The sequence below is a fragment of the Alistipes montrealensis genome (assembly GCF_018362775.1).
Lineage (GTDB): Bacteria > Bacteroidota > Bacteroidia > Bacteroidales > Rikenellaceae > Alistipes > Alistipes montrealensis.
The window spans coordinates 185628-198835 of sequence record NZ_JAGYXY010000002.1; the positions used below are offsets into that span (position 1 = coordinate 185628).

At 57.2% G+C, this 13208-nt stretch carries 10 protein-coding genes; 6 read left to right on the plus strand and 4 right to left on the minus strand.

Features of this window, described 5'->3' with window-relative positions; genetic code table 11:
• Positions 1-135 precede the first annotated feature (135 nt).
• The 5 genes from queA to KG007_RS04065 all read left to right on the plus strand — a co-directional run bounded on the left by queA (position 136) and on the right by KG007_RS04065 (position 7343).
• The gene (queA, locus tag KG007_RS04045; protein ID WP_195459746.1) at positions 136-1185 is read left to right on the plus strand and encodes a tRNA preQ1(34) S-adenosylmethionine ribosyltransferase-isomerase QueA; all 1050 of its coding nucleotides are present in this window, start codon (positions 136-138) and stop codon (positions 1183-1185) included.
• A gap of 38 nt (positions 1186-1223) precedes the next feature.
• Positions 1224-2030, plus strand: a complete 807-nt coding sequence (locus tag KG007_RS04050; protein WP_195459743.1) for a glycogen/starch synthase — start codon at positions 1224-1226, stop codon at positions 2028-2030.
• A complete protein-coding gene (locus KG007_RS04055) occupies positions 2014-3672 on the plus strand; it encodes a DUF4270 domain-containing protein (RefSeq protein WP_213347445.1) in 1659 nt (552 codons plus the stop codon). Before KG007_RS04050 ends, KG007_RS04055 begins: the two co-directional genes overlap by 17 nt.
• A gap of 78 nt (positions 3673-3750) precedes the next feature.
• Complete coding sequence (topA, locus tag KG007_RS04060) at positions 3751-6048, plus strand: type I DNA topoisomerase (protein WP_195459739.1); 2298 nt, start codon at positions 3751-3753, stop codon at positions 6046-6048.
• An 83-nt stretch (positions 6049-6131) separates the two neighbouring features.
• On the plus strand, positions 6132-7343 hold the full coding sequence (locus KG007_RS04065) for a C1 family peptidase (RefSeq protein WP_213347446.1): 1212 nt from the start codon (positions 6132-6134) through the stop codon (positions 7341-7343).
• 303 nt (positions 7344-7646) lie between these two features.
• Here KG007_RS04065 and KG007_RS04070 read toward each other — a convergent pair whose 3' ends face one another.
• Positions 7647-8291 (minus strand): pentapeptide repeat-containing protein, encoded by a 645-nt coding sequence (locus KG007_RS04070; protein ID WP_213347447.1) that lies wholly within the window; start codon positions 8289-8291, stop codon positions 7647-7649.
• Between the two features lie 137 nt (positions 8292-8428).
• Here KG007_RS04070 and KG007_RS04075 point away from each other — a divergent pair, with 137 nt between their 5' ends.
• Positions 8429-9847, plus strand: coding sequence for a BamA/TamA family outer membrane protein (locus KG007_RS04075; RefSeq protein WP_213347448.1), 1419 nt, complete (start codon positions 8429-8431; stop codon positions 9845-9847).
• Between the two features lie 146 nt (positions 9848-9993).
• On the opposite strand, the gene KG007_RS04080 is transcribed toward KG007_RS04075, so the two are convergent.
• The 3 genes from KG007_RS04080 to ftsZ are packed head-to-tail and all read right to left on the minus strand — an operon-like array spanning position 9994 to position 13182.
• Positions 9994-10560: a 4'-phosphopantetheinyl transferase family protein gene (locus KG007_RS04080; protein WP_213347449.1), complete on the minus strand. Its 567-nt coding sequence runs from the start codon at positions 10558-10560 to the stop codon at positions 9994-9996.
• The gene (gene gldE, locus KG007_RS04085; protein ID WP_195459724.1) at positions 10557-11837 is read right to left on the minus strand and encodes a gliding motility-associated protein GldE; all 1281 of its coding nucleotides are present in this window, start codon (positions 11835-11837) and stop codon (positions 10557-10559) included. Before gldE ends, KG007_RS04080 begins: the two co-directional genes overlap by 4 nt.
• 16 nt (positions 11838-11853) lie before the next feature.
• Positions 11854-13182, minus strand: a complete 1329-nt coding sequence (gene ftsZ, locus KG007_RS04090) for a cell division protein FtsZ (RefSeq protein WP_195459721.1) — start codon at positions 13180-13182, stop codon at positions 11854-11856.
• Between the last annotated feature and the right edge of the window lie 26 nt (positions 13183-13208).

A 13208-nucleotide genomic window follows, 5' to 3' on the forward strand; every position in this document is an offset into this window, starting at 1 on the left:
TGCGTATAGAAAATAATCTGTCTTGTTTTTCGGAACCATCCCGTGAAGCCAAGGCGGCAACAAACCTGCGCTTCGGGCGATTGTCCGGCACAGAAAATGTCGAATGAAATTCAACGTAAAAAAGAGCGTCTATTTATGAAATTATCGCAGTACGGGTATGACTTTTCACCCGAAATGCTGGCCAAATACCCGGCCAACAATCGCGACGAATCGCGTCTGATGGTCATTAACCGCGCCAAAGGCACAATCGAGCACCGTATCTTCAAGGACATCATCGAATATTTCGACGAAAAAGACCTTTTCATTTTCAACGATACGAAAGTCTTCCCGGCACGCCTCTACGGCAACAAGGAGAAGACCGGAGCCGAAATCGAAATCTTCCTGCTGCGGGAACTCAACCGCGAACTGCGGCTGTGGGACGTGCTGGTGGACCCGGCGCGCAAAATCCGCATCGGGAACAAACTCTACTTCGGCGACGACGACCTGCTGGTGGCCGAAGTGATCGACAACACCACCTCGCGCGGCCGCACGCTGCGTTTTTTGTTCGACGGCTCTTACGAAGAGTTCAAGCAAACGCTCTTCTCGCTGGGCGAAACGCCCCTGCCGAAATGGGTGCGTGAAAAGGTCGAGCCCGAAGACGCCGAACGCTACCAGACCATCTTCGCGGAGAAAGAGGGAGCCGTAGCCGCCCCGACGGCCGGCATGCACTTCTCGAAGCACCTGATGAAACGCATGGAGATCAAAGGCATCGACAAGACGTTCGTGACGCTGCACGTCGGGTTGGGGAACTTCCGCACGGTGGATGTCGAGGACCTCTCGAAGCACAAGATGGACTCCGAGCAGTTCTTCGTCGAAGATCCTGCCGCAGCGTCGGTCAATGCCGCCAAGCAGCAGGGACGCAAGGTCGTGGCCATCGGTACGACGGTGATGCGCACGATCGAGACCGCCGTATCGACCAACGGCATGATCAAACCCATGGAGGGCTGGACCAACAAGTTCATTTTCGCGCCCTACGAGTTCACGGTGGCCGACGCCATGGTGACCAACCTCCACCTGCCCTACTCCACACAATTAATGATGGTAGCGGCTTTCGGCGGTTACGAAACCGTGATGAATGCGTACAAGGTGGCCAAAGAAGAGGGGTATCGTTTCGGTACTTACGGAGACGCAATGCTCATTCTTTAATTTTTTTTCACTACCTTTGTGCTATAAACCCTCAAAACATGGCAAGCAAGATACTGTACGTATGTCAGGAGATCACCCCTTATCTTCCGGAAACGGAGGGTTCCGGGCTTTGCCGTGCACTGACGCAGGCGATGCAGGAACACGGCAACGAAATCCGAACTTTCATGCCCCGTTACGGTTGCATCAACGAGCGCAGGCACCAACTGCATGAGGTTATCCGGCTGTCGGGCATGAACCTCATCATCGACGACAACGACCACCAGCTGATCATCAAGGTGGCGTCGATCCCTTCAGCGCGCGTACAGATTTATTTCATCGACAACGACGACTATTTCTCGCGCAAGGCCGTACTGACCGACGACGCGGGCAACTACTTCCCGGACAACGACGAGCGGGCCATCTTCTTCGCCCGCGGCGTACTGGAAACCGTCAAAAAACTCCGCTGGACACCGACGGTGGTACACTGTCACGGCTGGTTTACAGCGGTAATCCCCGTCTACCTGAAACGGATTTTCGCCGACGACCCGATCTTCCGCGATGTCAAGGTCGTGGTATCGCTTTACGGCGACGGTTTCACCGGGGAACTCGACCCCGGATTCGCCTCCAAGATCGCCGGCGAGGGCGTCAAGGACAAAAATCTTGCGATTCTCGACACTCCGTCATACGAAAACCTCTGCCGCTTCGTTATGGATTATGCCGACGGTGTTGTGGCCGCATCCCCGGATGTCGACCCCAAGGTATTGGAGATGGCCCGCGCAAGCGGAAAGCCGATGCTCGAATATCAGTCGCCCGAGGCAGAGGACTTTTTCGATAATTACAACCGTTTTTATGAAGCAATTCAATAACTTCCGCCGCAGGCTGCTCCCCGTTGCAGCGCTGGCTGCCACGATTGGACTGATCCTGCAGGGCTGTACCAAGGTGGATGATACGCTGGGCGGAAACCTCATCCCTGACAATCAGCAGATGAAGGCGGGATTCGTGACGCTCCCCCGGGCCGACGAAATAAACCCGAAAAAATACGTCGAGACGCGCCTGTTCCAGACTGACTCGATCGTCAGTTCGAACATCACTTACGGCTATTTCGGCTCGATGCTCAACGACACGCTGGGCCGCCGCTCGATGGGCTTCCTCTCGCAGATGGTCAACTATTACCTGGTCGATTCGGGATATTTCGGCTACAAGCCGATCTTCGACTCGGCGCAGATCATGCTCAAGGTGACCAGCTTCGGCCGCGACTCGCTGACCGAGCAGTCGTTTGCCGTCTATGAGGTCCTCAGCAACAAGTACCTCACCGATAAACCCATAGCGCCCAACAAATCGGAGCGCGACTCGACCTTCTACCTCAATTTCGATCCCGCAACGGAAGGCGTCTATAATCCGGACGAGCCGCTCTTCACCTTCTCGCTGGGCGGAGAGGGTAAATATCCTTCGACCACGACGGCCGTAACGCTGAAACCCACCGAGGCCGGTAAAAAGTATATCAGCCGCCTGATGCTCCAGGAGGGCAAATATGCAGGCGACTATTCGATTTACAGCGCCGACAGCCTGAAATACTGGGTCGAGGAGTTCCGGGGCCTCTACATCGCCCCGGACCCGGCCAAGCCGCTCACGAAATACGGCAAAGGTACGATCTTCGCCACGGACCTGACCTATTCGGGCCTGTCGGTCTACGGACGTAACCGCGTGAAGGACGACCCCTCGCTGATCAAGGATACGATCGGCATGGTCTACTACTTCTACGAAGACGGCGCTGGATTCGGCAATGTTTCGGTGAACAACGTCAAGCGCGACTACACCGAGGCCACGATCGCGGACAAGATCGATATCGAGCAGGCCAAGGAGACAGCCACGACCCGTCTTGAGAATCCCCGTCTCTATGTCGAAGGCATGGGCGGCGTAGTGACCGAAATGACCTTCACCCCGGAGTTCTTCGCGGAACTGGAGGCGGAGATCACCAAGGGCAACAAGGACGGCAAGGATTTCAAGACCCTCGCCTTCAGCCAGGTCCGCATGTCCGTCTATTTCGAAGACAGCGACTACGAATGGGAGAAGATCGCGGAAGCCGACAACATCGTGCGCCTGACCGACCAGATGAACGCCTACCCGAGCCGGCTGGGCATGTACACCAATTACAAGAAACTGACGCCAATTTCGGATTACGCCTACGTCTACGAGCAGAATTACAGCACGGAGCTCGCCTATTACGGCAAGATCAACCGCAGCCGCGGCTGTTACGTAATGGACATCACGGGTTACATGCAGCAGCTCTGGAACAGCTACATGCAGGCCAAGGCCGATGCGGGCGGGGTAGTCGAAAATATCGACTGGAGCAAAGTCACCAACCTCTCGGTTTACATCGGCCCCGAAGCATACAGCCTCTACACGACGACGTTCGGCGTGTTGCAGGGCATGTCGACGGAGGCCGGGGCAACCGTAACGAACAACGCTCCGATCCGGTTTACCATGGCGTACAACCTGATTAAATAAACAACAGATAAACCCTTTTGCGGAACCTAAGTGTAATGCTTAGGTTTTCGCATTTCTGAAAAGCCATCAAAAACAGCAATGCAGGAAAATTTAGTAATCGTAGAGTCCCCCGCCAAGGCCAAGACCATTGAAAAGTTCCTCGGCAAGGATTTCGTCGTAAAATCGAGTTTCGGACATATCCGCGACCTTGCGAAGAAGGACCTCGGCATCAATATCGGCGAAGGCTACAAGCCGGTCTACGAAATTCCCAGCGACAAGAAGAAAGTGGTCGACGAACTCACCAAACTGGCCAAATCGAAAACCGTCTGGCTCGCATCCGATGAAGACCGCGAAGGAGAAGCCATCGCATGGCACCTGACCGAAGTGTTGGGTCTCCCCGTCGACCAGACCAAGCGCATCGTCTTCCACGAGATCACCAAACGGGCGATCCTCGAGGCTATCGAGAAACCGCGCACGGTCAACATGGACCTGGTGAACGCCCAGCAGGCGCGCCGCATACTCGACCGACTGGTCGGTTTCGAACTGTCGCCCGTACTGTGGAAGAAGGTTCGCCCGTCGTTGTCGGCAGGCCGCGTGCAGTCGGTAGCCGTACGCCTGATCGTGGAACGCGAACGCGAGATCATCGCCTTCCGCTCGACAGCCTATTTCCGCGTCGTAGCACAATTCTACGCCGCCGCAGACCCCGAAAAAACGCTCTTCAAAGCCGAGCTCTCGTCGCGTTTCGAAACCGAAGCGCAGGCGGAAGCATTCCTGAAAAGCTGTATCGGTGCAACGTTTACGGTGGCCAAGGCCGAAGAAAAACCCGCGCAGCGCTACCCCGCGCCTCCGTTCACGACCTCGACGCTCCAGCAGGAGGCAGGCCGCAAACTGGGCATGTCCGTTTCGCAGACGATGTCCGTGGCACAGCACCTCTACGAACAAGGTCTCATTACCTACATGCGTACCGACTCGGTGAACCTCTCGCAGCAGGCGCTGGCCCAGTGCAAGGAGGAGATCACGAAACTCTACGGCGAGAAATACTCCCGCTGGTTCAATTACAAGACCAAGACCAAAGGCGCCCAGGAAGCGCACGAGGCCATTCGTCCGTCGTATATCGAACGCGATGCGATCGAGGGTACGCCCGCCGAGAAGAAACTCTACGACCTGATCTGGAAACGCACCGTCGCTTCGCAGATGGTCTGCGCCGAACTGGACCGCACGACCATCACCATCGACATGTCGGGTTCCTCGCACCAGTTCGTCGCACAGGGCGAAGTCGTCCGTTTCGACGGTTTCCTGCGCCTCTACTCCGAGTCCACGGACGACGACCAGGCCGCCGAGAGCGGCGAAGGACTGCTCCCGAAACTGACGGCCGGCGACCGGGTGCTCCCGTCGCAGATCACCGCCACGGAGCGTTTCACCTCGGCTCCGGCCCGCTACAACGAGGCCTCGCTCGTGAAACGACTCGAAGAACTGGGCATCGGACGCCCTTCGACCTACGCCCCGACGATCACCACGATCATCAACCGCGGCTACGTCGTCAAGCAGAATAAGGACGGACAGAAACGCAACTACGCACAACTGACGCTCACGGGCGAGAAGATCGCCTCGAAGACCCTCTCGGAGAACTACGGCAAGGAGAAAAACCGCCTCTCGCCGACCGACATCGGCATGGTGGTCAACGACTACCTGGAGGAACAGTTCGGCCCGATCATCGACTACAACTTCACGGCCAACGTCGAGAAGGAATTCGACCGTATCGCCGAGGGAGACATCACCTGGGACAAGATGATCGACGAGTTCTACGGACCTTTCCACAAGATGGTCGACTCGGCCATCACCACACAGACCGCCAAGACACGCGAGGTCCGCATCCTGGGCAACGACCCCAAGACGGGTCACATCGTAAAGGCCCGCATCGGCCGCTACGGCCCGATGGTCGAGATCGAAGGAAACGAAGGCGAGAAGGGTCGCTTTGCGTCGCTGAAGAAGGGCCAGCTCATCGAGTCGATCACGCTCGAAGAGGCGCTGGAACTCTTCGCCCTGCCCCGTGACCTGGGACAACTCGACGGCGAGGAACTGACCGTCGGCATCGGCAAATACGGCCCTTATGTGCGCTACGGAAAATCATTCGCATCGCTGGCCAAGACCGACGATCCCTACACGATCGGCTACGACCGCGCCGTAGAGATCGTCCGCGCACACCAGACGGCTGCCGCAGCGGCCAACACGCCCCTCAAGAGCTTCCCGGAGGACGCCGACATGCTGGTCAAAAACGGCCGCTACGGCCCCTACATCGCTTACAAAGGCAAGAACTACCGCCTGCCGAAGGGAGCGAAACCCGAAGAGCTCAGCCTCGACGAATGCCTGAAGATCGTCGCAGGATCGAAGAAATAGGCAAGCCGGGGCGGCCGGAATCCGCCGGAGCGGAACCAGAGAAGCCTCCGCAAGAAGGAAAAACTCAAAAAACCGAACGATAGATGAAAAAACTGATTCTCGCAGCACTCGCGCTTTGCTCCGTACTCGGGGTTGCGGCGCAGAAACCGGCCCCGGCCGAAGCCGAAGGCTACCGGTTCACCGATGTCAAGATCCTGCCCGTCACCCCGGTAAAGGATCAGAGCCGCAGCGGAACCTGCTGGTGCTATTCGACCCTCTCGTTCCTCGAAAGCGAAATCCTGCGCGCCGGAGGTCCCGAACTGGACCTTTCGGTGATGTGGATCGTGCGCAATATCTATTTCGAGAAGGCGGTGAAATACGTCCGGCTGCACGGCAGCCTGAACCTCGCCGTCGGCGGACAGGCCCACGACGTACTGCACGGCATCGAGGCTTATGGCATCGTCCCGACGGAGATTTACCCGGGACTGAACTACGGCTACGACAAACCCAATTTCGACGAGATCGACGCCGTGATCAAGGCCTATGCCGACGCGGTGATCACCGCCGCCGAGAAGCGCAAGGACGGCGGTAAGCTCACGACGGCCTGGCAGGCCGGACTGAACGGCATCCTCGACGCCTACTTCGGCGCGATGCCCGAGAAGTTCACCTACAAAGGCAAGGAGTACACCCCCGCATCGTTCGCCGCATCGCTCCCGATCGACCTCGGGGACTACGTCGAATTCGCATCGTTCACCCACCACCCCTTCTACACGGAATTCGCCATGGAGGTTCCCGACAACTGGAACTGGGACAAGGTGTGGAACGTGCCCCTCGACGAGTTTATGGAGATCATCGACAACTCGCTGGAGAAGGGTTACACCATCGCCTGGGGAACGGACGTAAGCGAAAAAGGCTTCAGCCGTACCAAAGGGCTGGGCATTATTCCCGAGGCCGACATCGAAGGCATGGAGGGAACCGAGGCCGAGAAATGGGGCAAACTCACCCAAAAGGAGAAGGAAGACGCCCTCTACAAGTTCGACAAGCCCGGCAAGGAGCGCACCATCACACAGGAGCTTCGCCAGGAGGGTTACGACAACTACGAAACCACCGACGACCACGGCATGCAGATCGTGGGCACAGCCGTCGACCAGAACGGCACTCCTTACTACAAGGTCAAAAACTCGTGGGATGTACGTCCGCCTTACGACGGATACTGGTATTTCTCGCGCCCGTTCGTCGCCTACAAGTCGATGACCGTACTCGTGAACAAGAACGCCGTACCGAAGGCGATCCTCAAGAAAATCGACCTCAGATAGGTGTCGGAATCCCCGTAACGACAAAACAGCCCGGCTTTTGCAAGCCGGGCTGTTCGTTTATCGAAGTTTTGGTTTCTTTCAGTGTAAAAGGGAGATTTTACATCTCGCGCAATTTAATGCTCTCTCCCAACATGATCAGGGCGGTACGGAACCACTCGTTAATCTTTGCTTTCATACTAAATAATTTTAATTAATTCTTAAAAATCTTTATCATTTAAGACGAAGCAAAAGTACTACGCAGAAAGCAAACTTCCAAATATTTTATTAAGATTTTTTATAAAATATGTAAATTTTTTGAAAAACTTACTCCCCTTCGATCTCCACGCCCAGCAGACGCGCCAGTTCGACGGCTTGCAATGAATTGATTTTTAAACCTTTCAACTCAAACGATTCGAGTTCCCGGACCCGGATGCCGCGAATATCCGAATCGGCAAAAGAAAGCCTCCGCAGGCGCGTTCCGAAGAATTCGGCCAGTGTCAGGTCGCATTCGGTGAATTCGACACGCTCGAAACGGCAGTCGCCGAAAGAGGCGCTGTGCATCGGACAGCCCGCAAAACGCACCGCACGCAGCCGCGCAAAGGCGAAATTAGCAAACTCGCCTTTACAGCGCCCGAACGACAGGTGATTGAGCGTGGTTTCGGCGAGGTTCGTTCCCGAGAGTTTGCAGTCGGAAAACTCCACGCGGTGGAAACTGCTCCCCTGCAGGTCGGCATTCGAGAAGTCGCAGTTGCGGAAAACGACATCCGAAAACTGCGAATGGGCAAGTACGCTTCCGGCGAAAATACATCCCGCAAAGAGACATCCCTGCACCGAGAGGTGCTCGCGGTCGAGCGATGCGAAGTCCGCGCCGCGGAACGAAGCGTCGGCAATCTCTTCATCACAGGTCATCCGGACGGGATCGGAGGGTTTTTCGGGTTCCGGAAGCAGTTGCGGGCGGGCGATTTCCATAGGATGCAAATTGTTTGAATTGCTACAAAGGTAGGAATTTTTACCCGTTTCGTTGCGACTTTCGGGGGTTCGGATTGTTCATTTTGCGCAACCGGAAATATTGGCTATCTTTGTGTTCAACTCCGATCTCTATTTGAATGAAAAAGACCTATTTACTTCTCCTTACCGTTCTCCTGGCAACGATTTCGCTGCACGCATCGGCCCAGAGCACAGATACCTCGAAGGAGAATTTCCCCACGACCGAAAAGACGCTCTCGCAGATCGGGCAGGCAGAGACACACCCGAATACCAAACCTATTCCGCAAACCGATACCGCAGCTCTCGCGGCAACCGTGAAGCGGCCGGGACTGATCCGCCGCATCATCGACTATTACAGCCGCTCGAACGTCGACCGTACCTTCGAAAAGAAAATCGACTGGAGTATCGCCCCGGGCCCCAACTACTCGTCGGACGTAGGTTTCGGCATCGGATTCCTGCTGGCGGGCCTCTACCGGCTCGACCGCACGGACTCGATTACCGCCCCGTCGAATATCTCGATTTACGGCAACTTCACAACCGAGAAATTCGTACTCCTGCGCTTCTCGGGAGACAATATCTACCACCACAACAAGCAGCGGCTGAGTTACTCGGGGGCATTCGTCTACTTTCCCGGAGCTTTCTACGGCGTAGGTTACGAGGCCGGCAAGGAGGGCTATGCCCAGGATCTCACGACGACCATGGGCATCTTTCGCATCTCCTACTGCACGGCGCTCGTGGGCCGCTTTTACATCGGCGTCAGCGGAGGCATCGATTACACCGGAGCCAAATACAAGGGCTCGGGGATGGTCGATTACATGCAGTGCATCGACAACGGCGAAGTCGCAAAGCCTGGCGGGCAGGTCGGCGAGATGTACGACCTCTGGAAAGACGGGAAACGTTACGACCCCGAAAAGCAGGACCCCTTCTCGAATTTCATCGCCACAACGGGCGACAAACCCAACGCCTTCAACACCAGCCTCGGGCTTTTCGCCCAATACGATACGCGCGACGTTACGTTCAACGCTTCGAAAGGCGTCTTCATCAAGGCCGAAGCCAAATGGTATCCCGAATGGCTGGGCAACACGCGGCGCACGTTCGGGCGCTTTACGCTGACCTTCGATTTCTACCAAAAACTCTGGAAAGGCGCCATACTGGCCTATGACCTCTACGCCGACGCTACGGCCGGAACGCCTTCGTGGCACATGTATGCCAAAATGGGTGGCATGGAGCGCATGCGCGGTTACTACGAGGGCCGCTATCGCGACAAACGACTGGTGGAAACGCAGATCGAACTGCGGCAGAAAATTTACCGCCGCCACGGCATCGTAGGATGGATCGGCGGCGGACAGGTCTGGGGTACAGAGGCCTTCCGCTGGGGGAATACGCTTTGCAGTTTCGGATGCGGCTACCGCTTCGAATTCAAGAACCGCATGAACATTCGCCTCGACTACGGCTGGGGAAACTTCGGCAACCAGAATCTGCCGTGGGACCGCAAACGCTCTTCGGCGTTCCTGTTCACCGCATCGGAGGCATTTTAAAGGATATATACGACGCGTATTTTGCCGCTTGCGGCATAAGTCCCCGCCTGAGGCGGGGGTTTGGGGGTGGGTCAGATTTGCAAACACGGCCAAAGGCCGTGATAACCCGACCGGCCAATCGGTCAAACGAACGGGAAACGAAAATCTTATAGGATATATACGACGATATAGCCGTCTTCACGGCGTACGGAGAGCCCGACGGGTTCTCCGTTTTCGATCCGGCCCGTCAGCACGCCGGCGGCAAGGTCGACCTGCTCGACACGGAGGTCCCTTCGGAAATCCAGTTCCCGGCGGCCGGAATACTTGTAAAGCGCCTCTTTCGCACACCAGACGATTCCCGGCCAGAACGGATCGCCGGAAAGGGATTTCTCTTCGGGCGTCAGGTAGCGGCTCACGGCGCGGCTGAAATTGCGCGTCTCGGGCTCGATATCCACAGCACAACGGTCGGGGGAGGCGCAGACGGCGATGCGGCCCGCGCAATGGGAAACGGAAATATGGACCGGTAGGTCGGTCACGACCGGAGCGCCCAGCGAATCATAGGCGATCCGCACGTCGGCGCCCAGTTCGCGGCGTACGACGGCCCGCCACGAAAGGAACTCGGCACGGCGGCGTTCCGATGCGAATGCAGCGGCCTGCGTCCGCTCTTCGGAGGTCGTCCACCGGGCGGCCTCTTCGGCGCTCATCGGCGGCTCTATCCACAGGGCAGGGATCATTGGAGGTCGACGCGGATTTTGTCGACGCGATGGCCGTCCATCTCCTGCACCGTGAAACGAAGGTCGTGCGAGGTGAAAACATCGCCCTTGCGCGGGAAGTCGCGTTTGAGTTCGAGCATCAGCCCGGCGAGGGTTTCGGCTTCACCCCGGACATCGGCGAAAACATCCTCGCCGATGTCGAGTATCCGTTCGAAATCCCCGAGGTGGGTCTTGCCCTCGAAAACATAGGATTTGGCGTCGAGGCGCGTATAGAAACATTCGTCGTTGTCGCTCTCGTCGGAAATCTCGCCGACGATCTCCTCGATAATGTCTTCGAGCGAGACCAGTCCCAGCGTCGAGCCATACTCATCGACGACGATGGCCATATGGACCTTGTTCGTCTGGAAATCGGCCAGCAGGTCGTTGATTTTCTTGTGTTCGGGGACGAAATAGGGTTTGCGGATCAACTGCTGCCACGCGAACTCGCTGCCGTTGTTGATATAAGGCAGCAGGTCCTTGACGTAGAGCGTTCCGCGGATGTTGTCCACATCCTCCTCGTAAACCGGGATGCGCGAGAAACCCGACTCGATGATCGTCTTCTTGACCGTCTCGTAATCGTCCTTCATATCGAGCACCGTGATGTCCACACGGGGTTTCATGATCTCCTGCACCTCGGTATTGACGAAGTTGACGATGCCCGAAAGCATCACGTGCTCTTCGGGACTGGAACCCTGCGTCATATCGACGGCGTCGGCCAGTTCGCCGAGCGAAATCTCGCTTTTGTGCGCGGCCTTCTCGCTGATACGGCTGCTCGTGCGGACCAGCGCATAGGAAAGCGGATAGAAAATCCACCGCAGCACCACGAGAGGCCGGGCCACCATCGAGGCGAAGCGCAGGGGAATTGTCTGCGCCAGCACCTTGGGCAGAATCTCACCGAAGAGCAGCAGCAGGAAGGTCACCAGCACGGTTTTGAACAGGAATTCGAAACGCAGGAACGTAAAGAGCGAATCGATGATACCGGCCGTGAGGATGACGATACAGATATTCACCAGGTTATTGACGACCAGGATCGTAGCCAGCAGCAGGTCGACATTCGACAGCAACCGCAGCATGGCTTCGGCCGATGCGCTCCTGCGGTTCTGCACGCGGCGGATGTCGTTGTGCGACAGGGAGAAAAAAGAAGTCTCGGCCCCCGAAACGAGCGCCGAAACACACAGCAGACAAAGCGTCACCGCGCAAAGCACGGCGATATGGGGTGAAAACCCGTTGAAGGTAATCCAGGAATGAGCGTCTTCCAAATTGAAAATCGGTTAGTTAATCAAACAGCGAACCGCCTTGGGTCTCCTCCTTCTGCGGTTGCGCATCGGCTGCATCGTCCTTCAGCACCTCCTTGCGGCTGCCGGGGACACGCACGACGAACTTCGAGTTGCGCGACTGGTAAGCCGGTTTGGCCAGCAGGGTGTCGATGTTGCTGTAACGGGTCGGCTTGGCCCCGAGCATCACCAGTTCGGGCTGGCGCTGGACGGGTTTGGGAGGCAGGGGCTTGATCGGCTCCAGCACGGGAGAGGCGGCGGGCGTCTCCTTGGTGACCGGCTCGACGGTACGGGCCGGGGGAATGATCTGCTTCATCACACCGGGCTGTGCATCGCCTTCGAATCCCGTGGCCACGACCACCAGTTCGATGAAGTTACCCAACTGCGGCTTCTCGCTCGTACCCCAGATGATGTTGGCGTTATGGATCACGCCGTGTTCGTCCTGCACGCTGGCATGGGCCTGGATATATTCCAGGATTCGCACGACCTCGTCGTACATCAGGGCGTCGGCATCGGACACCGAGATATTGAGCAGGATATTTTTGGCGCCCGAAATCAGGTTGTGATCGAGCAGCGGCGAACGCAGCGACGCTTCGGCAACGGTCTCAGCGCGTTTGTCGCCGTCGGCCGTAGCCACGGCCATGTGGGCCCGGCCGCTGTTGCGCATCACCTTCGAAACATCGGCGAAGTCGACGTTGACCAGGTCGCTCTCGACGGTGATGATCTCCGCGATGCCCTTGGCCGCAGAAGCCAGGATGTCGTCGGCTTTGCCGAAAGCCTGCTTCAGCGAAAGGCGGCCGTAAATCTCCAGGATGTTCTCGTTGTTAATGATCAGCAGCGAATCCGTGTTCTGGCGCAGCTCCTCGATGCCGCGGAATGCCTGTTCATAACGGATTTTACCCTCGACGGCCAGCGGCGAGGTGACGATGGCCACGGTCAGCAGCCCCATCTCCTTGGCCAGTTTGGCGATGACGGGCGATGCGCCCGTACCCGTTCCGCCGCCCATACCGGCCGTGATGAAGAGCATCTTCGTACCGGCCTCTTCGAGCACCTGGCGGATTTCGGGCAGTGACTCGACGGCCGCACGGCGGCCGTTCTCCGGGTCGTTGCCGGCCCCGAGGCCTTCGGCTCCGAGGCGGATTTTTTCTTCTACGGGACTCTTGTCGAGCGCCTGCTGGTCGGTATTGCAGACCATGAACGTAACGCCCTTGATCCCGAGGTTCCACATATGGTTTACGGCATTGCCTCCGGCGCCGCCGACGCCGACCACCGTAATGATCGGGCCTTTCGCACGCGGGGCTTTGATTTCCGACATCAATTCGTCTGTCATATCGTAATCTCCTTTCTTTCTACAAC

Excerpts from the sequence above, each read along its gene's own strand:
- KG007_RS04065 (WP_213347446.1), top strand. The coding sequence starts at position 6,132 with ATGAAAAAACTGATTCTCGCAGCACTCGCGCTTTGCTCCGTACTCGGG.
- queA (WP_195459746.1), top strand. The coding sequence starts at position 136 with ATGAAATTATCGCAGTACGGGTATGACTTTTCACCCGAAATGCTGGCC.
- KG007_RS04080 (WP_213347449.1), bottom strand. The coding sequence starts at position 10,560 with ATGATCCCTGCCCTGTGGATAGAGCCGCCGATGAGCGCCGAAGAGGCC.
- KG007_RS04070 (WP_213347447.1), bottom strand. The coding sequence starts at position 8,291 with ATGGAAATCGCCCGCCCGCAACTGCTTCCGGAACCCGAAAAACCCTCC.
- KG007_RS04050 (WP_195459743.1), top strand. The coding sequence starts at position 1,224 with ATGGCAAGCAAGATACTGTACGTATGTCAGGAGATCACCCCTTATCTT.
- ftsZ (WP_195459721.1), bottom strand. The coding sequence starts at position 13,182 with ATGACAGACGAATTGATGTCGGAAATCAAAGCCCCGCGTGCGAAAGGC.
- KG007_RS04055 (WP_213347445.1), top strand. The coding sequence starts at position 2,014 with ATGAAGCAATTCAATAACTTCCGCCGCAGGCTGCTCCCCGTTGCAGCG.
- topA (WP_195459739.1), top strand. The coding sequence starts at position 3,751 with ATGCAGGAAAATTTAGTAATCGTAGAGTCCCCCGCCAAGGCCAAGACC.
- KG007_RS04075 (WP_213347448.1), top strand. The coding sequence starts at position 8,429 with ATGAAAAAGACCTATTTACTTCTCCTTACCGTTCTCCTGGCAACGATT.